The sequence below is a fragment of the Flavobacterium acetivorans genome (assembly GCF_020911885.1).
GTDB lineage: Bacteria > Bacteroidota > Bacteroidia > Flavobacteriales > Flavobacteriaceae > Flavobacterium > Flavobacterium acetivorans.
This window is the reverse complement of record NZ_CP087132.1, coordinates 2,464,283-2,488,236: the sequence shown is the minus strand read 5'-3', so window position 1 is coordinate 2,488,236 and position 23,954 is coordinate 2,464,283. Positions and strand designations below refer to the sequence as shown.

22 protein-coding genes are annotated in these 23,954 nt (G+C 34.8%); 13 read left to right on the top strand and 9 right to left on the bottom strand.

Annotated elements, in window-relative coordinates:
- Positions 1-83: 83 nt before the first annotated feature.
- Positions 84-3,272, bottom strand: a complete 3,189-nt coding sequence (locus LNP19_RS10865; RefSeq protein ID WP_230061945.1) for a cytochrome c biogenesis protein CcsA — start codon at positions 3,270-3,272, stop codon at positions 84-86.
- A gap of 195 nt (positions 3,273-3,467) precedes the next feature.
- Here LNP19_RS10865 and LNP19_RS10860 point away from each other — a divergent pair, with 195 nt between their 5' ends.
- The 12 genes from LNP19_RS10860 to LNP19_RS10805 all read left to right on the top strand — a co-directional run bounded on the left by LNP19_RS10860 (position 3,468) and on the right by LNP19_RS10805 (position 15,622).
- Positions 3,468-4,241, top strand: coding sequence for a Rossmann-like and DUF2520 domain-containing protein (locus tag LNP19_RS10860; RefSeq protein ID WP_230061944.1), 774 nt, complete (start codon positions 3,468-3,470; stop codon positions 4,239-4,241).
- Positions 4,225-4,752, top strand: coding sequence for a KdsC family phosphatase (locus LNP19_RS10855; RefSeq protein WP_230061943.1), 528 nt, complete (start codon positions 4,225-4,227; stop codon positions 4,750-4,752). Before LNP19_RS10860 ends, LNP19_RS10855 begins: the two co-directional genes overlap by 17 nt.
- 74 nt (positions 4,753-4,826) lie before the next feature.
- Positions 4,827-5,201, top strand: a complete 375-nt coding sequence (locus LNP19_RS10850; RefSeq protein ID WP_230061942.1) for a four helix bundle protein — start codon at positions 4,827-4,829, stop codon at positions 5,199-5,201.
- A gap of 18 nt (positions 5,202-5,219) precedes the next feature.
- The gene (locus LNP19_RS10845; protein ID WP_230061941.1) at positions 5,220-6,146 is read left to right on the top strand and encodes a geranylgeranylglycerol-phosphate geranylgeranyltransferase; all 927 of its coding nucleotides are present in this window, start codon (positions 5,220-5,222) and stop codon (positions 6,144-6,146) included.
- The gene (locus LNP19_RS10840; protein WP_230061940.1) at positions 6,139-6,723 is read left to right on the top strand and encodes a Maf-like protein; all 585 of its coding nucleotides are present in this window, start codon (positions 6,139-6,141) and stop codon (positions 6,721-6,723) included. Before LNP19_RS10845 ends, LNP19_RS10840 begins: the two co-directional genes overlap by 8 nt.
- A gap of 16 nt (positions 6,724-6,739) precedes the next feature.
- On the top strand, positions 6,740-7,270 hold the full coding sequence (locus tag LNP19_RS10835) for a mechanosensitive ion channel domain-containing protein (protein WP_230064229.1): 531 nt from the start codon (positions 6,740-6,742) through the stop codon (positions 7,268-7,270).
- Between the two features lie 224 nt (positions 7,271-7,494).
- Complete coding sequence (locus LNP19_RS10830) at positions 7,495-9,315, top strand: BamA/TamA family outer membrane protein (RefSeq protein WP_230061939.1); 1,821 nt, start codon at positions 7,495-7,497, stop codon at positions 9,313-9,315.
- A gap of 171 nt (positions 9,316-9,486) precedes the next feature.
- Entirely contained in the window at positions 9,487-9,765 is a 279-nt protein-coding gene (locus tag LNP19_RS10825) for a hypothetical protein (RefSeq protein ID WP_230061938.1), read from the top strand.
- A gap of 178 nt (positions 9,766-9,943) precedes the next feature.
- Positions 9,944-10,414 carry a hypothetical protein gene (locus LNP19_RS10820; RefSeq protein WP_230061937.1) on the top strand — a complete coding sequence of 157 codons (471 nt, stop codon included), beginning with the start codon at positions 9,944-9,946 and terminating at the stop codon, positions 10,412-10,414.
- A 173-nt stretch (positions 10,415-10,587) separates the two neighbouring features.
- Positions 10,588-11,094 (top strand): hypothetical protein, encoded by a 507-nt coding sequence (locus LNP19_RS10815; RefSeq protein WP_230061936.1) that lies wholly within the window; start codon positions 10,588-10,590, stop codon positions 11,092-11,094.
- Between the two features lie 146 nt (positions 11,095-11,240).
- Positions 11,241-13,772 carry a PIG-L family deacetylase gene (locus LNP19_RS10810; RefSeq protein WP_230061935.1) on the top strand — a complete coding sequence of 844 codons (2,532 nt, stop codon included), beginning with the start codon at positions 11,241-11,243 and terminating at the stop codon, positions 13,770-13,772.
- Positions 13,773-13,894: 122 nt separating this feature from the next.
- Complete coding sequence (locus tag LNP19_RS10805) at positions 13,895-15,622, top strand: sodium:solute symporter family protein (RefSeq protein WP_230061934.1); 1,728 nt, start codon at positions 13,895-13,897, stop codon at positions 15,620-15,622.
- Between the two features lie 68 nt (positions 15,623-15,690).
- Here the strand turns inward: LNP19_RS10805 and LNP19_RS10800 are convergent, their stop codons facing one another.
- The 5 genes from LNP19_RS10800 to LNP19_RS10780 form a co-directional block, all read right to left on the bottom strand.
- Positions 15,691-16,533: a DUF2911 domain-containing protein gene (locus tag LNP19_RS10800; protein ID WP_230061933.1), complete on the bottom strand. Its 843-nt coding sequence runs from the start codon at positions 16,531-16,533 to the stop codon at positions 15,691-15,693.
- Positions 16,534-16,605: 72 nt separating this feature from the next.
- Positions 16,606-17,259 (bottom strand): HAD family hydrolase, encoded by a 654-nt coding sequence (locus tag LNP19_RS10795; RefSeq protein ID WP_230061932.1) that lies wholly within the window; start codon positions 17,257-17,259, stop codon positions 16,606-16,608.
- Positions 17,260-17,326: 67 nt separating this feature from the next.
- Entirely contained in the window at positions 17,327-18,040 is a 714-nt protein-coding gene (locus LNP19_RS10790) for a tRNA threonylcarbamoyladenosine dehydratase (protein ID WP_230061931.1), read from the bottom strand.
- Between the two features lie 33 nt (positions 18,041-18,073).
- A complete protein-coding gene (locus LNP19_RS10785) occupies positions 18,074-18,721 on the bottom strand; it encodes a TatD family hydrolase (protein WP_230061930.1) in 648 nt (215 codons plus the stop codon).
- The gene (locus LNP19_RS10780) at positions 18,721-19,323 is read right to left on the bottom strand and encodes a DUF1684 domain-containing protein (RefSeq protein ID WP_230061929.1); all 603 of its coding nucleotides are present in this window, start codon (positions 19,321-19,323) and stop codon (positions 18,721-18,723) included. The genes LNP19_RS10785 and LNP19_RS10780 overlap by 1 nt, the downstream gene beginning before the upstream one ends.
- A gap of 97 nt (positions 19,324-19,420) precedes the next feature.
- Between LNP19_RS10780 and LNP19_RS10775 the strand changes: the two genes are divergently transcribed.
- Positions 19,421-20,656 carry an MDR family MFS transporter gene (locus tag LNP19_RS10775; protein WP_230061928.1) on the top strand — a complete coding sequence of 412 codons (1,236 nt, stop codon included), beginning with the start codon at positions 19,421-19,423 and terminating at the stop codon, positions 20,654-20,656.
- An 833-nt stretch (positions 20,657-21,489) separates the two neighbouring features.
- Here the strand turns inward: LNP19_RS10775 and tnpC are convergent.
- Genes tnpC through tnpA form a run of 3 tightly spaced genes read right to left on the bottom strand, consistent with a single transcriptional unit; the run spans position 21,490 to position 23,772 of the window.
- The gene (gene tnpC / locus LNP19_RS10770; RefSeq protein ID WP_230061927.1) at positions 21,490-23,082 is read right to left on the bottom strand and encodes an IS66 family transposase; all 1,593 of its coding nucleotides are present in this window, start codon (positions 23,080-23,082) and stop codon (positions 21,490-21,492) included.
- Between the two features lie 55 nt (positions 23,083-23,137).
- Positions 23,138-23,488, bottom strand: a complete 351-nt coding sequence (gene tnpB / locus LNP19_RS10765) for an IS66 family insertion sequence element accessory protein TnpB (RefSeq protein WP_230061926.1) — start codon at positions 23,486-23,488, stop codon at positions 23,138-23,140.
- Positions 23,488-23,772, bottom strand: a complete 285-nt coding sequence (tnpA, locus tag LNP19_RS10760) for an IS66 family insertion sequence element accessory protein TnpA (protein ID WP_230061925.1) — start codon at positions 23,770-23,772, stop codon at positions 23,488-23,490. Before tnpA ends, tnpB begins: the two co-directional genes overlap by 1 nt.
- Positions 23,773-23,954 lie beyond the last annotated feature (182 nt).

The following is a 23,954-nucleotide window of genomic DNA, read 5'->3' as shown; positions in this document are numbered from 1 at the left end:
TGTGCTAATTTGTGTAAATCTAGCATGCAAAAAAAGGTTCAACTGCGAAGTTGAACCTTTTTTTTTTAAGACTTATAAATTATTTATTTATAATACTTTCTGTACTTTGGATAAGTAATCGCTCCAATAAAAGTGATTGTTCCCAATGAATACCAAATCCAGTTTAGCGAATGTGCTTCTCCACTGGCATAAGAATGTAGTCCTACTAAGTGAAAGTTCACCCCATAATAGGTAAACAGGATAGAAACAAAAGCATACATACTCATCAGGTTAAATATCCATTTTCCTCTTAAAGAAGGAACAAATCGAGCGTGAATCACAAAAGCGTAAATCATAATACTAATTAGTGCCCAAGTTTCCTTTGGGTCCCATCCCCAGTAACGTCCCCAGCTTTCATTAGCCCATTGTCCTCCAAGGAAGTTTCCTATAGTCAACATAATCAACCCAATGGTCAAAGCCATTTCATTGATATAGGTAATTTCCTTAATATTCAACTCCATTCTGGCCTTATTTTTTTCATTGGTGAAAAAGATTAGCAATAAGGAAACAAATCCTAAAATCATTCCTAATGCTAGCGGTCCATAACTACCTACGATTACCGCAACGTGTATCATCAACCAATACGAATTAAGAACTGGCTGCAAATTAGCAATTTCTGGATCAATCCAGTTTTGGTACGCAGCCCAAAGAATCATTGCTGTTACAAAGGCTGATGAAGCTACTGTCAGTTTAGACTTGATATCGAAAGCCAAACCAAAAAACATAGTTGCCCAAGCAATATAGATAATAGATTCATAAGCATTACTCCAAGGAGCATGTCCTGATATATACCATCTGGCAATCAATCCCAAAGTGTGTAAAGCAAATAATAATCCTATAATTACATGCATCGTATTGACCGCAACAGTCAAAAATTTACGCTCCTTAAATATCGCTAAAATTGTAAATACAAACATTAATAAGGCAGCAAGAACATACCAGTACACTAATTTTTGAAAAACATCATATTTGTTATACAATATTTCAGTAGTCACTTTATCTTCACTTGGCAAAACCTTACTGCCAAATTTTCTTTGGAAACCGTGAATACTTTCTAATAAATCATCTGGATTTTTATAATCATTTGAAATAGAAGCATTATTCAAAGAACCAAAATACAAGGGTAAAACACTTTTTGTATAAGTAGAATCCATTCCTTTTAAACCGGAATTCCCCACTTCTAAGTAAGAAATCCATTTATCATTTTCATGATTAGGAATCGGGAAAATTTTTAAAATTCTGCCGCTCAAGGCTGATTCCATTAGGTTTACCTTCTTATCTGTTTCTATAAAATCTTTCTCAAATTGATTTGGATTTGCCGCTTTATAGGCAGCATCTAAATAAGGAGATAGTTTATAATTTCCCTTTTCGTCAAAGAAAGCTACAAAAGGAGCCGTTTTGGCTTTTACATCAACTCCTATTAATTTACGAATACTATCATTACCGCTTCTCAAATAAATCAACGGAACTTCAATCCATAATTGAGCATATTGAGACATCGATAAAAATACCTGATCCGGATTCATCCCTTTATAATCATTAGAATGGCTTACCTTTCTCAACAATTCAGACGAAAAAGTATTGATGGGTTTCATTCTTCCACCGGCATCTTGAATAATTAATCTACCAAATTTAGCGGCATGCTCTTCCTTAACCTTAAATTTGTTAAGCAAGGAGTCCAATTGTTTTTCGGTAGGTTTATTTCTGGCATGCATCCCGTTTTCGGTATGGTCCGGATGATTTCCATGTTCATCATGTTGATGATCGTGGTTTTGCGCCATTGCACCAAAACTCAAAAACAAAACCAAAATCGTAATCAGTTTTGATTTTTTCTTTTTTACCACTTCCAATTTACGTTTCAAATCAGCAAAACGAGAATACTTCGTAAACATAATTGCCATCATGGCAAAATACAACAAGAAGTATCCTAAATAGGTAATCTGCGTTCCCAAAAAATCGTGATTTACAGATAAAACGGTTCCTTTTTCGTCCGGATCAAATGAAGACTGAAAGAAACGATATCCTTTATGATCTAAAACATTATTCATATAAATTCTGGCATCAAATGGTTTTATAGAATCCTCAACAGTAACTTTACTTTCAAAAGAGGAATAACTTTTTTCTGTACCAGGATATTTTTGAGCAATAAAATCATTCAGTTTTAATTTAAAAGGCAAGACATAAGCTTTGCTTCCAAAGAAAAAAGTATAATCCATTTTTCCTATTTTCACGGTTTGAAAATCACCCGTTTTTCCTTTGGATCCCAATACCGTAACTTCTTTTTCCTCACCTTCGGCTGTCAATTTAAGCGTCAGCGCATCCTCATGAGTTTTGGCTTTAAAATCATTATCTGATTCATAAGCTATGATTCCCTTTACCGCAGGATCTGGAAATACAAATCGCATTTCGCCAATAGTATAAAGCGATCGCATCATCAAGGGTTGCACATTGTCTTTAGTGACTGCTCCTTCGAGTTTGTCAGCCATACGCATAAAATTCCCTTCAAACGGTGTTTGAATTGTATACGCTTCTCCGTTAGTGTTGATATTGATAGCACCGTCCGTTGGTTTATTCAACGCAAATAAAACGTTATGAATATTTTGAACCTCTCCTTCTTTGAGGAAATGCTCGTGACGACCTCCGTCTCCAGCTTCCACAATTTTCAAAAATAAACTTCCTTTAGGATCTGCTTTAACATATTCTTTGGCTCCCATGATAAAGTTTTGGTATTCCACTTTAAAAGGAGTATCTGCAAATTGACCCGAAACCGTAAAATCATTATTAGTCACTGGAGAAAGCAATAAAGGTTTTTCAAAAATCCTGCGTTTCATCTCTCCTTTATACTCTCCATCGACAAAAATGGTCAGGAATGTTTTATCAGAATAAAATTGATTTTCGCTTGCTCCTTCACGAATTGGCATCATCCCTTCATAGCTGATATAGCGTGTTATAAAGGCACCTAAAAGAATTAAAATAAAGGCCAAGTGAAGCATTAAAGTAGCCCATTTTTCTTTTTTAAGCAATTGGTATCTTTTTATATTTCCAATGAAATTGATCATAAAAAAGACCATTATCGCTTCAAACCACCAGGCGTTATACACTAAAATGCGAGCCGTATCTGTATTGTATTTGCTTTCGATAAAAGTTCCTACACCCATTGCAATTGCAAAAGTCACAAAAAGAAGTGCCATTAATCGTGTAGAAAACAAAAACGAGTATAATTTTTTATTCATTTGTAAGGAATTACGTTTTATAAAAGTGGGACAAAAGTACTTAAAATTGTTGACTTCTATATTCGTATAATTGTTAATTAAATCCAAAATTAAGCACTTTAACAGGGCAACTAATCGCTGATTCCCAATACTAATTTATTTCAGCTATCCCTGAGTTGGTAGTAATCCTTCACTTTTTTTTGCTAATTTTGCCGAATGATTAAAGTGATTATTATAGGTTCGGGAAATGTAGCGCAACATTTGATTGCTGCATTTCAAAAATCCCAAAATGAAGGGAATGAAATTGAGCTGATTCAGGTTTTTTCAAGAAAAAAGGAAGCACTTGTCCATCTGCTCGATTCAGATCGAATCACTTCTGATTACGATCAATTATTGGAAGCTGATTTGTATATCATCTCAGTTTCAGATGACGCTATTTCAACAGTTTCTGGCCAATTGCCTTTCAAAAATCGTTTGGTGGTTCACACTTCGGGAAGTGTTGCCTTAGATGTTTTGGACAATAACAATCGAAAAGGGGTTTTTTATCCGCTTCAAACATTTACAAAAAACAAGGCGGTCGATTTTAAAAACATTCCCATTTGTTTAGAAAGTGAAAATGCTACAGATTTTCAATTATTGAAAAAAGTAGCTCAAACTATCTCTGACAGCGTTTTTGCTATCAATTCTCATCAACGAAAAGCCTTACATGTGGCAGCGGTATTCGTCAATAATTTCACGAATCATTTGTACCAAATAGGGAACGAAATTTGCCAAGAAAACCAAGTGTCTTTTGACATTCTAAAACCATTGATTCAGGAAACCGCTCAAAAAATAATGACCCTTTCGCCCGAAAACGCGCAAACGGGACCTGCAATACGCAATGACAAAAAAACAATTGAAGCACACGAATTGTTTTTAACCGATAAAAATCAAGCAACTATTTATAAAATACTAACACAATCTATACAAAATAATGGCAAAAAGTTATAAAGAAATAATGAACGACATCACCACTTTTATTTTTGATGTTGATGGTGTACTTACTGACAGCTCCGTTTTTGTAACCACCGAAGGAGAAATCCTTAGAACAATGAACATTCGTGACGGTTACGCGATGAAAGCGGCTGTTGAAAGTGGTTATAACGTATGCATTATTTCGGGAGGAAGCAATGAAGGCGTGCGCGTGCGTTTAAGAAATCTCGGAATTACAGACATTCATTTAGGAACTCCTGACAAAGTAGAAACTTTTAAAGAATACACCGAATTATACAATATTAATCCTGCACAGGTTTTATATATGGGAGACGATATCCCGGATTATCATGTAATGAAATTAGTAGGTTTGCCAACTTGCCCGCAAGACGCAAGTCCGGAAATTAAAACACTATCTACTTATATCTCGCATAAAAATGGAGGAAAAGGTGCCGCCCGTGATGTCATAGAACAAGTGATGAAAGTACAAGGAAAATGGATGGAGCATTTTGACGGAAAATTGGATTAGTTTGCAGTAATCAGTGGTCAGTGATCAGTGATCAGTACAAATTTACAACAAGCATTAACAATTAAAAATAAAGGATGAAATTTCAAGATTTACTAGCCTATCAAAAATCATTTGCTTTGGCAATGAAAATTTTTGAAATAACTAAATTATTTCCGAAAGATGAAATATATTCTTTAACTGATCAAATTAGACGTTCATCAAGAAGTGTACCTGCAAACATTGCTGAATCATACAGAAAAAGGATTTATCCAAGACACTTTCATAGCAAACTAACTGACTCAGATGCAGAAAACTCAGAAACTCAAGTTTGGATTGAATTTGCCTATAAATGTAACTACATCTCAATTGAAATTCATAATACATTAATTTCTGAAAGTGAAGAAGTTGGAAAATTAATTAACTATATGATTCTAAACCCACAAAAGTTTGGTGTAACAACTGAACACTGATTACTGAATACTACAAAGATGAACTTCCTAAAACTAATTCGTTACCAAAACCTACTCCTACTTGCTTTTATGCAGTTGGTTTTTAGATACGGCTTTTTGAAATTGCAAAACATTCCTTTGGCTTTAACCAATTGGCAGTATGCTTTATTGGTATTAAGTACAATACTAATTGCTGCAGCCGGTTATGTAATCAATGATATATTTGATCAAGATACCGATAACGAAAATAGACCTGAGGGCGTTATTGTAGGGAAAAGCATTAGCGAAACTAAAGCCTATAATCTTTATGTTGCCTTGAATGTAAGCGGTGTCGCAATTGGCTTTTATTTATCGAATGTGATTCAAAAACCAAGCTTTGCGGTCATTTTCATCTTGATTGCCTCTACGCTTTATTTGTATGCCACAAGTTTGAAACAAATGCTACTTCTAGGAAACATAGTTGTGGCGCTATTACTCTCATCTAGCGTAATTATCATTGGTGTTTTTGACTTATATCCTGCCATTGACTCCGAGAATCAATTGCTAATGGCTAATCTGTTTTCGATACTTCTGGATTACGCGATCTTTGCCTTTATGATTAATTTCATTCGGGAAGTGGTCAAAGATTTAGAAGATCTAAAAGGTGATTCGGCTCAAGGAATGAAAACCCTAGCTATTGTTTTAGGAAGTGAGAAAACCACTAAGTTCCTTTTCGCTTTTGGATTGATTCCAATTGTGTTACTTTTAATGTATGTCAATAATTATTTTATGCCCAATGATTTATTTATTAGCAGTATTTATGCTTTTCTTTTTGTCTTGGCTCCCTTGATTTATTTTAATGTGAAAATTTGGACTGCAAAAACAAAAAGTGACTTTAAAGCCCTAAGTTTGCTCTTAAAATGGATTCTTCTTTTCGGAATTTTATCTATTGTCATCATTAGCTTAAATATAAAATACAATGCTTAAAAATAAATTAAAATCATACCAACTGATTTTAGCTTCCGGTTCTCCAAGAAGACAACAATTCTTCAAGGATTTGGATCTGGATTTTGAAATTAGATTAAAAGAAATTGAAGAAATATACCCGCCCGAATTAAAAGGCGCTGAAATCACCAATTATCTCGCCGAATTGAAAGCCAATGCTTTTGAGGGAGAATTGAAAGAGAACGAAATTCTGATAACAAGCGATACTATTGTTTGGCATAACGAAGAAGCATTGGGAAAACCAAAAGACAAACAAGATGCTTTTGAAATTCTAAAATCATTATCTAATTCTACTCATGATGTAATCACCTCGGTTTGTTTTAAAACAAAATCCGAAACAACGCTTTTATGCGAAACTACAAAGGTTACTTTTAATGAATTAAGTGATGATGAAATTCTGTATTATATTGATAATTATGAGCCTTTTGATAAAGCGGGCGCTTATGGTATTCAGGAATGGATTGGTTTTATAGCCGTTTCTAAAATTGAAGGCTCTTATGCCAATGTCATGGGAATGCCGGTAGATAAAGTATATAAATATTTAAGTACCTTAGCCTAAAAAAAAACTGATGGACATGACTTTTTTTGATGACTTTACAAAAGAATTAATCGAAACGGGAGTTTTGCTATTTTTGGTAATTGTATTGCGACTAATCATTTCAAAAATGGTTCGAGGTTTTGCAAAATCAACTCATATTATAGAACACCGAACCAATCTGGTTATCAAATACATTCATTTGTTAATTACCGTTTTGGCACTGATTATTCTTATCATCATTTGGGGAGTTCAAGCCGAAGACATCATTATTGCGGTCTCCTCTATCACAACCGTAGCGGGAGTTGCCATGTTTGCCCAATGGTCTATTCTAAGCAACATTACCTCTGGTATTATATTGTTTTTTTCATTTCCTTTCAAAATTGGCGATGTTATCCGAATTCACGATAAAGATTTCCCTGTCATTGCCGAAATTGAAGACATTGGTGCCTTCCATATTGCCCTAAAAACTAAAGATGGAGAAATGATTGTTTATCCTAACAATCTGCTTTTCCAAAAAGGAATTTCTATATTAGAAAACCATTTTGATAATAAGGAATTTGTAGATTAGTTTTTTCTTTAATAAAACAATCTTATAATTATTTTGTTCTAACTTTATACTTATAATTGAACAAAAAACTGGTTTCAATTAAAGGGATGATTAGCGGTATTTGGATAGTAAAAATTCTCTAAACAGCTGCATTTTTAGCACTATTTGAAATAGATTGTGACAAATTCGAATTGAAGATCGTCAACAAAAAAGTGTACTGATTAGCCTAAAAACATTATTTTTAAATGTTTTCAAAACAAAAAATAGCGATACTTATCTTAATCTCTTTTAGCTATCAAATTTCTTTTTCGCAAAATGACAAAAAAGAAAAAGACAGCTCTAAGAGCTATCAAAACATTCAAAGCTATTCGAAGAAGAATAAGTACACCCATCTCTTGCATAAGCTTATTTTTGAGCCAATTAATCCAAAAAAGAAAAAACCAATAATTGAACAAAAAAAACAAGTCGATGCTGAAGGAAAAATTATTCGGAATATTATTATTACTACCTTAGACCCATTTGGTTATTCTGATACGGACTCGACAAAAACTCCGGATAAATGGACTGAAAGGACTGGAAACCTATTGCATCTTAAAACTAAAAATCTTGCCATAAAGAATTTATTACTGTTTAAAAAAAATACCCCTTATAGTAGCGTAAACATAGATGAATCTGAACGTATTATCCGTTCTCAAAAATTTGTCAGCAGAGTCACTATTTCAGAAAAATTAACAGCTAAAGAATCCGACTCAGTTGATGTTTTCATTCGGGTTTTAGATTCATGGAGCTCATTGCCCAAGGCTTCAGTTTCCAGTACAAAAGCCTCATTGGGATTAAGTGAAAGAAATATTTTTGGTATTGGTCATCAATTCGATTATAAATTTACAAACCGGTCAAGTGACGGAAAAAATGCCAACGATCTTGCGTACACTATCCCAAACATTAGACATACTTTCATCAAAACAATAGTACAATACCGTATTGATTTGGATGACAATTACAGCAAAAGTATTAGTATAGAGCGTCCTTTTTATTCTCCTTTAACAAAATGGGCAGGAGGAATTTATTTAGATCAACAATTTAAAACTGATACATTACAAGGATTAGATCTACAATATGTAAAGCAACATTTCAAGTATAGTTCACATGATTTTTGGATTGCCAAGGCTTTCCAAATATTCAAAGGAAATACTCTTGATGATAAAACAACCAATCTTATTATTTCAGGGCGATTATTGAATAAAAATTATATTGAAAGTCCCGAAATTGATTATGATCCCACAAATTTTTATGCTGATGAAACCTTCTTACTTTCAGGTATTGGTATTAATACCCGAAAATTTATCAAAGACAAGTATATTTTCAAAAACGGTATTGTTGAAGATGTACCTATAGGACGAATTTATGGAATCACCTATGGTTACCAAAATAAAAACAATAATTGGCGTCCTTATATAGGAAGCCAAATCTCCTTTGGAAAATACTATAAATGGGGCTTTTTGAGTACTAATTTTGAAGCTGGAACCTTTTTTAATAAATCCAAAACAGAGCAAACCACTTTTTCTTTCCAGGCCAATTATTTCACCAATCTAATTGATATTGGAAACTGGAAATTAAGACAGTTCATTAAGCCGCAGGTCATAATAGGACTCAACCGACAAAAATCGATTGGTGATCAACTCAATATTAACGAAGAATCCGGCATTCAAGGATTCAACAGCCCGATTTACGGAACCAATAAAACGCTGTTAACCTTGCAAACTCAAGCTTATTCTCCTTGGAATATAGGTGGATTTCGGCTTAACCCTTATTTTAATTATTCTATCGCCCTACTTGGAAATTCTCAAAATGAATTGCAAAAAAACAAGGCTTATTCTAAAATTGGAATTGGACTCATCATCAATAATGATTACTTAGTATTTAGCGCTTTTCAAATATCATTGGCCTATTATCCCGTTATTCCGTTTCAGGGTGATAACGTTTTTAAGACCAATGCCTTTCAAACTTCTGATTTTGGTATACAAAATTTTGAGTTAGCTAAACCTCGAATTGTTCCTTATCAATAAAAGATGTGAATTAACAAAAATATTGTTAATACAATATTTTTAAAAGAGTAAATTTCACAAAATTCACTTTAAATTATACAACACTGATTGCCAATTAATTATTATCTTTATATAAATATTCTTATTAAACCAAAACCAGATAAAAAGATGAAAAAACTAAGTTTCTATTTAATGATAATGATATTATCGTTAAGTGCAATTCCGACTACAATGACAGCAGCCGAAAAAAATCCGGTTCCTAAAGAAATTCCTGCAGAGGTACAAATCATGCTTAATCGATTGGAAGAAATCAAGGAGATGGATAAATCTTCTTTAAGTTCTTCAGAAAAAAAAGAACTCCGTAAAGAGGTGAGAGAAATAAAAACTAATTTAAAAGCATCAGGAAACGGCGTTTATCTTTCAGTAGGTGCTATTATCATCATCATTTTATTGCTAATTTTATTGCTATAATTTACTATTTACAATATTTAGAAGAGGCTGTTTGTTACAAAACAGCCTCTTCTTTTTGCAGTAAAAACAAAAACTATAAACTAACTAAAAAAACAAATTGGCACAGTTCTTGGCTTTGGAGATAAAAGATTGATAAAGTCAATGCAAATAAAAATATTAATATCTAAATAAAAACAAAATGAAAACTTTAAAATTATTTGCCGCTGCAATAGTACTGTTTATAGCTACTTCCTCACAAGCACAAGTATCTGTTAATGTAAATATTGGTTCGCCTCCTTCTTGGGGTCCTGCAGGTTATGCTGCCGTCGAATATTACTATCTACCAGATGTACAAGCCTATTATGATATTCGAGCATCACAATTTATTTACTTTGGTAATGGAAAATGGGTAAGATCAAGATACTTACCTAGACAATATAGAAACTATGATTTATATAGTGGTTATAAGGTAGTTTTAAATGATTATCATGGAACCAGACCTTATACCTATTTTAAAAACCATAAAGCTAAATACCATAAAGGATATAAAGGTCCTCATCAAAGAACAATTGGTAATCGTTACGACAAACATGATAATCGCAATCAAAAGGGAAATAAAGGAAACAATGGCCATAAAGGAAATAATGGTCATGGAAACGGAAAACATTAAATCCCATTTCAACCCTTTTAAAAACGGAAATACTAATAGTGTTTCCGTTTTTTTTACTTGTTATAAAACCAATTTAAGCAATAAAAATCATCTTGGCACAGTTGTTGGTTTTAGCTAAAATGTAAAGCAACAAGCAATACATTTTAAGAATATAAACATTAAAATATAGAAAGATGAAAAATTTAAAATTACTCGCCGTTGGAATAGTGCTACTTGTATTCAGTTCAGCTCAAGCTCAAGTTTCAGTAAGTGTAAATATAGGAACAGCTCCTTCATGGGGACCTAGAGGTTATGCAGCAGTAGAATATTATTATTTACCGGATGTTCAGGCTTACTACGATATTAGAGCCTCACAATTTATTTATTTTGGTAGCGGAAATTGGGTAAGATCAAGATATTTACCTAGACAATACAGAAACTACGATTTATACTCTGGACATAAAATTGTATTAAACGGTTATCATGGAAACCGTCCTTATGCACATTTTAACAACCATAAGAGACATTATAATGTAGGTCATAGAAATGAATATCACAGACCCATAGCGCACAGATATGATGATAAAAGATACGCTAAAAACCACAAATATTCTAATGATAACAGACGTCATGACGACCGCAGAAACTATGGCAAACATGATAACAGAGACTCTAGAGACAATGACCGTAGAGGACATTAATTCCTAGCCTATAAATGAAAAAGGGAGCACTGACCGGTGCTCCCTTTTTAGCTATATATGCTTTTTAGCAAAGAAAATATAATTCGGTTTTAAATAAAACTTTTAATTACTACATTTGAACTAATTGCAAATTAATTTTAAATAAAATGCACAAAACTAAAATTCAATTTCTATTAATTTTTCTTATTTCTTTTCAAATACTACTGGCTCAAAAACCTCAAAAACCAAATTCGGTTGAGATTTACAATCAAATTCAAAAATTAAATTTTCTGGGATCCGTGCTTTATATCGCCGCGCATCCCGATGATGAAAATACCCGATTAATTTCTTATTTGGCAAATGACCAAAAAGCAAGGACAGGATATCTATCCTTGACAAGAGGTGATGGAGGTCAAAATCTAATTGGTCCACAATTGAGAGAATTATTAGGAGTTATAAGAACCCAAGAACTCATTGAAGCCCGAAAAATTGATGGAGGAGAACAATTTTTTTCCCGAGCCAATGATTTTGGATATTCTAAAAACCCGGATGAAACCTTAGAAATCTGGGATAAAGAAAAAGTGCTTTCTGATATCATTTGGGCAATTCGGAAATTCCAACCCGATGTAATCATTAATCGTTTCGACCATCGTTCCCCTGGAACCACTCACGGGCATCATACGGCCTCAGCCATGTTGAGCGTGGAAAGCTTTGATTTGACTAATAACTCAACAGTATTTCCTGAGCAATTACAATTAGTTCAACCTTGGCAACCCAAACGTCAATTTTTCAACCATTCGTGGTGGTTTTATGGCAGCAAAGAAAAATTTGACTCAGCCGATAAAACTAATTTGTCAACACTTCAAACAGGCGTTTATTATTCAAATCTGGGGAAATCAAACCAAGAAATCGCAGCATTAAGTAGAAGTTGTCATCAATCTCAAGGTTTTGGAAGTACCGGAACCCGAGGCGAAGAAACAGAATATCTCGAACTCATCAATGGCCAAAGTATTAAAGACAAGTCCAACATCTTTGAAGGTATTGATACAAGCTGGAATCGAGTGAAAGGCGGCAAAGAAATTGGCGAATTACTAACATTGATTACCTCTCAATTTGATTTTAATAATCCTTCGGCCAGTATACCAAACTTGGCAAAAGCCTATTCAATGATTCAGTCATTGGAAGAAAATCATTGGAAAACCGTAAAATCCGAGGAAATAAAAAATATCATTGCCGGCTGTTCCGGTCTATACCTAGAAGCAGTGGCGCAAAATCAAGAAGCAACGCCGGGAAGTAACTTAAAGCTGAAACTGGAAGCGATTAATAGATCTGCTGCAAAAGTGCAATTAATGAGTGTTACCACTTTACCGGATAATAAAAAAACCATCCAAAATAAGACCTTAAACCCTAATATTTCTGAAAGCATAAATTTAGAATTAGTACTACCTCAATCCATTGCATATACGCAACCTTACTGGCTCAAAGAAAAAGGAACCGAAGGAATGTATGCTGTCGATGAGCAAAAAAACATAGGAATTCCTGATGTCCTTCGAGAAGTAAAGGTTATTTTTAATGTCAAAATTAGCGAAGTCGAAATCCCTTTAGAACGCAGCGTAGTTTATAAATACAATGATCCCGTAAAAGGTGAAATGTATAATTATCTGGATATTGTACCAGAAGTGACAACTAGTATTATTGATAAAGTTTCCCTTTTTAATAATGGAAAAAGTAAGGCTGTAGCCGTAAAAATAAAAGCCGGAAAAGATGGCGTAAAAGGAACTCTACAATTAGAGTTATCAAAAAGCTGGATGGTCACTCCTAAGTCTGTGCCGTTTCAATTAGACAAAAAAGGAATGGAACAGCTAATCTATTTTGAGGTAACTCCGCCTTCCGAACCATCGGAAACCATAGCCAAAAGTATTGCTATTGTAGACAACAAAAAGTTTGACAAAGACCAGATAATAATCGATTATCCCCATATCACCAAGCAACAAGTTCTGAAACCCTCGGAGACTACCTTCCTCAAAATGGATTTGAAAACAGTGGATAAAAGAATTGGTTATATTATGGGTGCAGGGGATGAAGTTCCAGAAAGTTTAACACAAATGGGCTACAAAGTCACCCTATTAAAACCGGAAGAAATCACTCCCGAAAAACTAGAATCTCTTGATGTTGTAATTACCGGAATACGAGCGTATAATACCGTAGAAGAATTAGCCAACAAGCAAAGTGTCCTTTTTGACTTTGTAAAAGGCGGAAAAACAATGCTGGTTCAATACAATACGCCAAATACAATTGTCAATGGAACTCTTGCGCCTTATCCGTTAAAAATTTCAAACGACAGGGTAACCGAAGAAAATGCCGAAGTACGCTTTTTAGCTCCGGATCATCCTGTTCTTAATTATCCCAATAAAATAAGCTCCAAAGATTTTGAAGGATGGAAACAAGAACAAGGTTTGTACTATCCCAATGAATTTGATAAGGCCTTCACTCCTATTTTATCTTCCAATGACAAAGGAGAAAGTCCAAAAAAAGGGGCTTTATTGGTCGCTCCTTACGGAAAAGGACACTATATTTATACCGGATTGAGTTTATTTAGAGAATTACCCGAAGGAGTTTCCGGAGCCTATCGCTTATTGTCTAATATCATTTCGTTAAAAGCAGCTGTAACGGTTCCTTCGCAAAAAATAAAACCCTAAAACCACAAAATATGGAATCTAAAAAAGGAAAAACTTGGAAAAAAAATTATACTTGGGTTCTGTTGGCAAATGCCATCTATATTACTATTTTTTATCTAATAATGAAATTATACTCTTAAAACATGCAGCTATTCGATTGGATTGTACTCATAGTAACCCTCTTATTTATTGTAATTTATGGAGCTTGGAAAACCAAAGGAAGTAAAAATGTCGAAGATTTTATATTGGGAGGAAACGAAACCCCTTGGTATACCGTAGGACTCTCTGTAATGGCTACCCAGGCCAGCGCTATAACCTTTTTATCTACTCCCGGTCAGGCCTATCACGATGGAATGGGGTTTGTGCAATTCTATTTTGGCCTACCTATTGCCATGGTGGTCATCTGTTTGACATTTATCCCTATTTACCATAAGTACAAGGTTTATACGGCTTATGAATACCTGGAAAAACGTTTTGATCTAAAAACCCGTTCTCTGGCAGCTGTTCTTTTCTTGTTTCAAAGAGGATTAGGAACCGGATTAACCATTTATGCTCCAGCCATCATTTTATCAGCTTTATTAGGATGGAACCTGACTTATATGAATATTATCATTGGAGTATTAGTAATCATTTATACCTTCTCTGGTGGAACCAAAGCGGTAAACGTAACCCAAAAGCAACAAATGTTTGTGATTATGTCCGGAATGTTTATCACTTTCTTTTTGATTTTGCGTTTTTTACCCAATGATATGACGTTTAGCAATGCCATGCATATTGCCGGGGCAAATGACAAAATGGACATTGTGAGTTTTTCAACGGATCCTGAAGAAAAATATACTTTTTGGAGTGGTATCACGGGAGGTTTTTTCCTTGCTTTAGCTTATTTTGGAACCGATCAATCTCAGGTAGGACGCTACTTATCCGGAAAATCAGTTCGTGAAAGTCAAATGGGATTAATCATGAATGGTCTCTTAAAAGTACCTATGCAATTTTTTATATTGCTTACCGGAGTTATGGTTTTTGTTTTTTTCCAATTCAATCCTGTTCCATTAAATTTCAATCCTAATAACAAGGTGGCTATTGAAAAGTCACAATATAAAGAGGAATACCGTCTTTTAGAGAAAAAACTGGACAGTCTTTCTGAAGACAAAAAAGTGATTAACCTTTTGTATATTGATCAACTTAACCAAGATTATGACAATCCTATTTTGCGAAAGGAATTGGTTGCCTTGTCTACAAAAGAAAAAGATTTAAGGGACCATGCCAAAGAAATTATTCTGAAAGCAGATAGCAGCAGTGAGACTAATGATAAAGATTATGTCTTTTTTCACTTTATTTTACATTATTTACCCAAAGGTCTTATTGGGTTATTGTTGGCGGTAATCATATCGGCTGCCATGTCCTCTACCGCTTCTGGGCTTAATGCACTTGCCTCTACAACGGCAATCGACATTTACAAACGCAATGTAAAAGGAGAAAAATCTGAAAAACATTATTTAAATGCTACCAAGTTTTTTACTTTGTTTTGGGGAATCATTGCCATCTTGTTTGCTTGTATCGGAACCTTATTTGAAAATTTAATCCAATTAGTAAATATCATTGGTTCCATATTCTATGGCACGGTACTGGGAATTTTCTTGGTGGGATTTTATATAAAACATGTCAAGGCTAAGTCTATATTTTACAGCGCATTGATTTCCCAAATCACCATTTTTGTCATTTATTATTACGCCATTTACATTTTTCCGAGTGGTGAAGAAAAACTGGGTTATTTATGGCTCAATTTCATTGGTGCTTTACTTACTATCGTACTCTCCTCCCTATTGGAATGGACTCTATTTAGAAAATCAAAAAAACAGATGACCACATAAATTAACCAAATAAAAATCCCGTCTAACCTATTGGAAAGACGGGATTTTTTATTTTAAAAACTTAGAACTTATTTACTCCATTCAGCCATACTATCCTTATTCATTTTTACATAGTCTTGATTTCCGGCAGCTTCAGAAGCAGCAAGCGATAATTTAGCTGTTTCAATAGCGCCTTTTTTATCTCCTTGTTTTGCTTGTATCAACGATTTTAAACGCAAATAATAAAATGGTTTACTTGGTGTTAATTCTAATGCTCTATCAATATAAGTTCTTGCTTTATTGATATCTAAATTAGCCAGATAATAGAATTGTGCTGACGAAAAATAATCTGCTCCTGTGGCACCTGACAATACTTTATCAATACTTTCAATGGCTTTTTTCTGGGTTGGAACTTCAAATTTTAAAGCGGCATATGAATTCTCCCAATAGATTTCCAAATAAGCAAAATCAGTATCCAAACGACTCAACCCGATAGTAAATGTTTCCATTGGTTTAGACAAAGCCTCTTCTTTTACAGTAGTTCTTAAAGCTACATTCGCTTCATTAAATTCCTGTGGTGTTCCCCAATTATCTGTTGTTTTATAAAAAATGATTTCCCAACTTTGAATGTTTGGAACGGTATACAAAGCATACTTTCCTTTCTTTAAAGTCTTGCCGTCAATTATCACATCATCACTAAAAGAAATGGTGCTGTTTTCATTAGCTCCAGTTCTCCACAATTTCCCAAAAGGAACCAAATTACCAAAAACAGCTCTGCCTCTTGCAGAAGGTCTGGAATAGACAATTTCTATATCCGTTAAACCAACAGCCTGATTGATTTTAGTTTTCGGACTGGATTCTGGTGTTTTCACCTGGGCTTCAATACTAAAATTAGCAATGACAACCGCTAATAGAATAAGTAAGTTCTTCATATTTATTGTTTTATTTTTTTCAAATTTACAAATTCAAACATTTATAATTGTTAAATATTTAATAAACCCAAATCAGAATTGGGCTACTTTTTCAAAACTCAATTCATCAAAATGATTAATTATCACATCGGCAGCTGATAAATCCTGCAATTTAGAATGGAAACTGTTGTAACCCACACAAAAAATCCCGGCAGCTTTAGCTGCTTTCACACCATTAGTACTGTCCTCTATAATGATACAATTTTCTTTAGGTGCAATTGATAAAGAAGCGGCATGTACAAAAATAGCCGGATCGGGTTTTGATTTTGGAAAATCCTCCCCACTTACAATATGTGTAAAATATTGGTGTAAATTAAAACGCTTAAAAACGCGATCTATTGTCACTTTGGAAGCCGAAGATGCCAAAATCAGTTGCATTCCCTTCTCATGAAACTCTTTGATCAGCTTTTCTACACCTTCCAGCAGCTCCAAATCTTCTTTGGTATCAAAAGCATCGTTAAAAATACTTCTTTTTCTTTGAATCAAATCTTCTACATCCTGTTCCAAATTAAAAAGTTCTTTTAAATTTTGGAACACATTTCGAGTCGAATTCCCCGTAAATTTAGAAAACTGTTCCTCGGTTACTGGAATATTCAATTCCTCAAAATGCTGAAAATAGGCGTATTTATGTACAGGTTCCGTATCGACAATTACTCCATCCATGTCGAAAATTACTGTTTGTATCATTTTATAAATTATGAGTTATGTATTATTTAGGTTGTAAAAGACTGTGAATAATCACTAATCATTAATTTTATTTCTTAAGTAAATAGCGAATCACGGTCTCGGCGGCATAAAGACCAAATAATCCTGGCATATAGCTATTAGTCCCGTAAAATGATTTTTTAAAATTGGAACCATCGGTCATTTTTAAACTCGAATCATCTTGAATTTCTGAAGAAAAAACGACTTTTAATTTATCAATTTTGTGCTCTTTTAAACGTCTTCTGATGGTTTTGGCCAAAAAGCAATTCTCGGTATTACTTATATCAGAAACTTTCACCTTAGCAGCTTCCATTTTTCCACCGGCGCCCATACTTGAAATGATTTTTACTCTTTTTCGTTTAGCTGCAATAATCAAATTCAATTTTGGAGTCACGCTGTCAATGCAGTCCAAAACATAATCAAACTCTTCGGTTACCATTTCTAAAGCCCGTTCCGGCGAAAGAAACTCCTGTACTCTTGTCAATTTTAATTCCGGATTAATATCCATCAATCGGTCTCCAACTACGGTAATTTTAGGTTGGCCTACAGTAGAATGCAAAGCCGGTAATTGTCTGTTGATATTGGTAATATCCACAACATCTCCGTCTACAATAGTCATCTTGCCCACTCCTGCCCTGGCTAAAAACTCAGCTGCAAATGATCCCACGCCTCCTAAACCTACTACTAATACATTCGCATTTTGTAATTTTTCTAATCCTTCCTTTTTAAATAAAAGCTCCGCTCGCTCTGTCCACTCTGCCATGATTAAAGTATATTCGTTAATTCGGTAATTTGTTTATCTGTTAAAAACGGTATCGAAATTAATTGCAACTTGCTGTTGTAATTTCGATACGGTCATATTCTTATATTTTGCTGCCAAAGCATATACTTCGTCAATCGTTTCATCAATTGTATCTGTTTCCAGAAAAAAAAGGCTGTTTGGAATACTCACGAAAACCGTTTCCAATTCCGGATTTTGCACTAAATATTTCCCAAATGAAATATAAAATCCATTATCAATTAATTGTTTTGCCAACTGTTGATTTTTAGAAAAACCATGAATAATCATAGGAACTTTTATATTCAACCGCTTCTTTATTTCGATTACTTCCTGAAATGCGGCTACGCAATGAATAACCACTGCTTTATTATATTTTTCGGCCAACAGCAGTTGTTTCTCAAAAACCATTTGCTGCAAATCCATCGGGATTTTGATCCTTTTATCCAATCCGCATTCGCCAATGGCAAGACAATTATTTTGTTGTAATTTACTTTCAATAATATCCAAATCGGATTCCAATCGCTCTTGCACAATATACCAAGGATGAATTCCAATGGAATAATTAGGAATACTGGAATCAAATTCCTGTGGATACTGATTTACCAACTCTAAAACATTGGGTTTATCCGTAAATTTATGGGTATGACAATTAAAGAATTCCATTAGTCATGGAATTTTTTTACTCCGGCTTTTATCTCCACATTCAGATCATTCTCTAATGGAACAATAGGGCAAGAATATTTGTGGTTGTAAGCACAATATGGATTATAGGCTGTATTAAAGTCAATAACTAGGGTGTTTCCTTCGGGAATTTTCACATCAATATATCGTCCTCCAATGTAGCTTTCCTGGCCACAAGTCAAATCAGAAAAAGGCAAAAACAAATGATTTTTATATTCCTTCTTTTTAGAAAGTGCGATGTTTCTGTAAACGTTCAGTTTAAAATCTTTACCATCCAAAGTAAAAAAAGCCTCACCATATTTCACATACATTGGTTTTCTTTCCCCTGTGGTCTTCATCTCAAAGGGTTTTTCTTTTTTGGTTCGAACGAATTTAGCTGTCACGAAGTATTTTCCATTTGCGGGATAAAAATCTAAGGTCTGGAATGTTGACAAATCTTCTGCCATCAAAGGACTCGTTTTGGCATCGGCAAATTCCGTATTTAAATCCGTTTGAAATTGAGTTACAGCTGCCTCATCAAATTTTTCTTGGGCAAAGCCAAAATTCAATTGCGCTAAAAAGACAAAAAGCAGAATGGTTCTCATTTGTATATTTTTATGCAAAAATAGTTTAAAAGTTGCAAAGGCACAAAGGCTGAAAGTTACAAAGTTTTCTACCTTTGCAAGACAGAACCTATTTACAATGCTCCAAACCGCTTTCAGCCGCTATATTAATAATTTCAAAGGATTTTCGAGAGAAATTTGGATCCTTACCCTGATCACTTTTATCAATCGGGCCGGAACAATGGTGCTTCCCTTTTTATCAAAATATTTAAAAGAAGACCTGCATTTTTCCTACGGAGAAGTAGGCTGGGTAATGGTTGCCTTTGGTTTTGGCTCCATGCTGGGTTCTTGGTTGGGAGGCAAACTGTCTGACAAGATTGGGTTTTATAAGGTGATGGTTTTTAGTTTGTTTAGTAGTGGTGTTTTCTTTTTCGTCTTACAATATGTCACCTCGTTTTGGGGATTGTGTTTAGGGATGTTTGCTATTATGACGCTAGCCGATATGTTTAGACCCGCTATGTTTGTGTCCCTTGGCGCTTATGCCAAACCTGAAAACAGAACGCGAGCCTTGACCCTTGTGCGTTTAGCGGTTAATTTAGGATTTGCGGCAGGACCCGCTTTGGGCGGCTTAATTATTATGGGGATTGGCTATAAAGGCTTGTTTTGGATTGATGGTACGTCCTGTATTGTCTCGATTTTGATTTTTGCCTTGTTGGTCAAAGAAAAGAAAAAAGTCTCTCACCATGATCCTCATGCCACGGTACTAGAAGCTGCATCGGTTTTTAAAGATAAAATATTTTGGCTTTTTCTGTTTGTGAGTTTTGTTACGGCCATGATTTTCTTTCAGCTTTTTACCACTTTGCCTTTGTATCATAGCGAGAAATTTGGGCTATCTGAATTTCAAACCGGATTATTAATGACCCTAAACGGCTTGTTGATTTTTGCACTGGAAATGCCTATAGTAAGTTACTTTGAGCGAAAGAAAATCCAAAAACTAAAAATAATTCTTTGGGGTTCGATGATGATGGCTGTCAGTTTCTATTGCCTGCTTATTAATGTTTGGGCTGGTATTTTAGTTATCAGCATGATTATCATTTCTATAGGAGAAATATTTGCCTTTCCTTTTTCGAATAGTTTTGCCATGAGCAGAGCTACCAAAGGTCATGAAGGTCGCTATATGGCGCTTTATACGATGAGTTTTAGTCTGGCTCATATCATTAGTTCTAAAATGGGAATGGAAATCATAGCGCAATTTGGTTATCAGATCAACTGGTTTGTGATGGGGACTTTTGGACTCGCAGCGGCAGGCTGTTGTATCTGGTTGCAAAAGTTGCTGAAGCTGGAAACTAATATTAGCTTAAAACATTTGTCTTAACTAATAACAAAAAACTCTTTTGTATTTTAAATTCTTTTCTTTTGCCTTGATGCAAAAGAAACAAAAAATCAAGCCTGAAAATTAAAAACTTAAAAACTACCTCAAAACTCTGTTCCGCAGCCCGAGCCGTTCGTCCTTCGTCCTCAACTCGCGGACTGCTGCCACGTCGTTTTATCGTTGTTTTTTGACGTTTTTAATTTAAGGGCGGTTGAGGAGTTGTGTGTGAACAGTATTCAGTATTCAGTGTTCAGTGTTCAGTGAGCAGTGTTCAGTACTGATAGTTGTCGGGAGAATTTTGGGTTTTGTTTTTTTAAATTAGCTTTTTCCTTTTTTAGCTCACTTAACTTTTATTGTAAGTAGTGTTCGCTGAATCTTCGATTTGTCTTGATCAAAAAAGTAACAAAAAAATCAAGTCTGAGCTCCCTCGTCGGTCAAATTAGTCTTCGAAGTCTAAAACAAAAAAACTCGCTTCGCTCAAACAGTTTTTGTTTTTACGACTTCTTCAAACATTTGACGCTCGACTGCGGAAGCTAAGGACATTTGAATCGCGGAAATAACAACAATTTGATATATGATTAACACAAGTCATATTATCGTTGTTTTTCTATGTTTTTAATTTAAGGGCGGTTGAGGAGTTGTGTGTGAACAGTGTTCAGTGAGCAGTGAGCAGTGTTCAGTACTGATAGTTGTCGGGAGAATTTTGGGTTTTGTTTTTTTAAATTAGCTTTTTACTTTTTTAGCTCACTTAACTTTTATTGTAAGTAGTGTTCGCTGAATCTTCGATTTGTCTTGATCAAAAAAGTAACAAAAAAGTATCCACCCCAGCAACTACATCAATCCAATAAATTCTGATTGAAGTATTGAGGAAGAAGATTGTGAAGTTCTGAAGATTTGGTGTCGTTGATATTTTCAAGGACATGATGTAGCCATTTGGATGGATTGATATTATTTTTCTTGCAGCTGGCAAAAAACGAATAATACATGGCAATATCCTTTGCAGCTTGGTGTGAACCTGCAAAAAGATAATTTTTTCTTCCCAAGGCCAAGGGTCGAATGGTATTTTCAACCTGATTGTTGTCAATATGCAGATTTCCGTCTTTTAGATAAGCCATCAAACTGTCCCAACGTTTCAAGCAATAATTGTAGGCCTTGCCCAGCGGACTTTTGGGTAATTCTAATTTTGACTGCACTGCAATGTAGTTCCCTATTTCGTTAAGTAAGGGATGTGATTCTTTTAATCTTAAAGCATATTTTTCCTGGATTGAAAAGTTTTCAGAAGTGGCTTTTCGTTCAATTTCATATAGCTTTTGGATAAGCAACATCACGTGCGAAGCATTTGCTTTGTTATAATCCAATGCTTTTTCAAAATAACGGCGCGCATGTGCCCAACAAGCTATCTGTGTGACGTTTTCTTTGAGTGCAAATTGCGGATATACTCCATAACCATCGGTTTGAAGATAACCTACAAAATCGTTTAACATTTCCAAAGGGCCTTCGCTGCCGCGTCCTTTTCGATAATCAAAATACACACTTTTGGGTATAGGCGCGTGATACACCCACATAAATCCAGTATGTGTTGCGCCTTTTTTATCTGTGTCCTGTACTTTTATTGGGGATTCATCCGCCTGAAGATAACCGTTTTTCAGCGTATGCTGTCGGTGACATTCGTACAAGGGTCGAAGTAATTGGGATACTAATCTTACCCATGAATCGACCGTAGAAGAAGGTATATCGACTCCTTCTCTTGAAAATCGCTGTATCTGTCGGTAAAGCGGAAGGTGATCCACAAACTTATCGGTGATGATTTGAGTCAAAAGATGGGTTCCAGCAATACATTTTGGAATCGGACGAAAATCGAGAGAGGCAATTTTGACTTGCTGGTTTCCTTTTTCATCCACCGGGGCAACATATTTATTTCGGATGTAACGGTTGATGAACAATTTTGCGGGAGTATATTCCAATTCATCAGTAATTTCCTGACCAATGCATTTCAATCCTTCTACATTTTCAGTCGGTTCCAAAATGATTTCGTTTACCGCAAGGTGCGATGGTAAAGCCATACGGCCTTGATGCTTTTTGCTTGCTTTTTCGCGTTCGTAAGTGATTTGCTCTTTTACCGATTCAACGGCTTGTGCTACTTCTTGCTCATCGATTTCAAAAGGAATGGCTAATTGCTCCGGATTTTCACTGGCGATGAAACGTTCTTTCTTAGAACCGTACATTGCTCTTTTGAACTGTTCAATCTGGAATTTTAGATAACTAACCTCTTGTTCAAGTTTCGTGGCTACAATCTCTAATTTTTCGGTTTTGGATTCTAATTTATTAGATTTGGATTCTAATTTGGAATTCGCTTTTATTTGACTTTTGAGTAATTTCAAAAGTTCGTCTTTAGAGTAATTATCAAACAAATCTGGTGCGTTTTCCATGCTTCAAAAATAAGAAAACAACAGTAAAAATGCAAAATTTCAAAGGTATTTACGATTATTTTTCGGCTGTTTTGTATCTCTTTTTTTGCTTGAAATCTCTCAATTTAAGACCACCCAAAACCAGTAGCAATTCCTCTCTTTTTAATTCCCTTGAAACCGAATCGCTTGTCAAAAAATCAAACCTTCCTTGTTCTAGTCGTTTGTAGAAAATCGCAAATCCGTCGCCGTCCCAATACAGCAGTTTGATATGGGTTTTGGATTTGTTCAAAAAAACAAAAACATCGCCCGTTTGAGGGTTTTGGTTCAGATAATTCCGAACCAAGCCCGAAAGTCCGTCAAAACCCTTTCGCATATCCACCAAAGTACAGCACATGTGATAGCGAACACCTGCACTCAAGCCCAGCATCAGTAAATCGTAATGGTGATTCCTCCAGGAAGATCGATTCGCATGGTTTTCTGATCTATCTCTTTTGAGGCTGACTGTTTTTTATCTTTTCTCGGGCTATCCGAAACCGAGAAAAAGGAAACTTCCGGTTTGGACTGTCCGAAATCCATCTCCTTATTGTACTTTTTTAGCCAATAATTGAATTGATGATAACTCAGCGATTTTAAAGCTGAAAATTCTGCTTTGGTTAAGTCGGATTGTTTCCATTCTTCAACCAAAAAATACATCTGTTCTTGTTGATTCATATCCCATAATATTGAATCAGCAAATTTAAATTAGCGGGTTTAGGTATCAAATATGGCATTGGTGGGAAGGATACAGTGCTGATAGTTGTCGGGAGGCTTAGGTGTACTTCAAAGATGACAAGCAATGGCGTTAACTTAAAAAATAGTTAAATAACTATAAAAATAGTTTTAAAACTGTAAAT

Coding starts and splice junctions, on each gene's coding strand:
- LNP19_RS10845 (WP_230061941.1), top strand. CDS start 5,220: ATGAACTTCCTAAAACTAATTCGTTACCAAAACCTACTCCTACTTGCT.
- tnpC (WP_230061927.1), bottom strand. CDS start 23,082: ATGGAAAACGCACCAGATTTGTTTGATAATTACTCTAAAGACGAACTT.
- LNP19_RS10865 (WP_230061945.1), bottom strand. CDS start 3,272: ATGAATAAAAAATTATACTCGTTTTTGTTTTCTACACGATTAATGGCA.
- tnpA (WP_230061925.1), bottom strand. CDS start 23,772: ATGAATCAACAAGAACAGATGTATTTTTTGGTTGAAGAATGGAAACAA.
- LNP19_RS10815 (WP_230061936.1), top strand. CDS start 10,588: ATGAAAAATTTAAAATTACTCGCCGTTGGAATAGTGCTACTTGTATTC.
- LNP19_RS10855 (WP_230061943.1), top strand. CDS start 4,225: ATGGCAAAAAGTTATAAAGAAATAATGAACGACATCACCACTTTTATT.
- LNP19_RS10840 (WP_230061940.1), top strand. CDS start 6,139: ATGCTTAAAAATAAATTAAAATCATACCAACTGATTTTAGCTTCCGGT.
- LNP19_RS10820 (WP_230061937.1), top strand. CDS start 9,944: ATGAAAACTTTAAAATTATTTGCCGCTGCAATAGTACTGTTTATAGCT.
- LNP19_RS10835 (WP_230064229.1), top strand. CDS start 6,740: ATGACTTTTTTTGATGACTTTACAAAAGAATTAATCGAAACGGGAGTT.
- LNP19_RS10780 (WP_230061929.1), bottom strand. CDS start 19,323: ATGAGAACCATTCTGCTTTTTGTCTTTTTAGCGCAATTGAATTTTGGC.
- LNP19_RS10860 (WP_230061944.1), top strand. CDS start 3,468: ATGATTAAAGTGATTATTATAGGTTCGGGAAATGTAGCGCAACATTTG.
- LNP19_RS10805 (WP_230061934.1), top strand. CDS start 13,895: ATGCAGCTATTCGATTGGATTGTACTCATAGTAACCCTCTTATTTATT.
- LNP19_RS10800 (WP_230061933.1), bottom strand. CDS start 16,533: ATGAAGAACTTACTTATTCTATTAGCGGTTGTCATTGCTAATTTTAGT.
- tnpB (WP_230061926.1), bottom strand. CDS start 23,488: ATGCTGGGCTTGAGTGCAGGTGTTCGCTATCACATGTGCTGTACTTTG.
- LNP19_RS10790 (WP_230061931.1), bottom strand. CDS start 18,040: ATGGCAGAGTGGACAGAGCGAGCGGAGCTTTTATTTAAAAAGGAAGGA.
- LNP19_RS10825 (WP_230061938.1), top strand. CDS start 9,487: ATGATAATGATATTATCGTTAAGTGCAATTCCGACTACAATGACAGCA.
- LNP19_RS10775 (WP_230061928.1), top strand. CDS start 19,421: ATGCTCCAAACCGCTTTCAGCCGCTATATTAATAATTTCAAAGGATTT.
- LNP19_RS10795 (WP_230061932.1), bottom strand. CDS start 17,259: ATGATACAAACAGTAATTTTCGACATGGATGGAGTAATTGTCGATACG.
- LNP19_RS10830 (WP_230061939.1), top strand. CDS start 7,495: ATGTTTTCAAAACAAAAAATAGCGATACTTATCTTAATCTCTTTTAGC.
- LNP19_RS10810 (WP_230061935.1), top strand. CDS start 11,241: ATGCACAAAACTAAAATTCAATTTCTATTAATTTTTCTTATTTCTTTT.
- LNP19_RS10850 (WP_230061942.1), top strand. CDS start 4,827: ATGAAATTTCAAGATTTACTAGCCTATCAAAAATCATTTGCTTTGGCA.
- LNP19_RS10785 (WP_230061930.1), bottom strand. CDS start 18,721: ATGGAATTCTTTAATTGTCATACCCATAAATTTACGGATAAACCCAAT.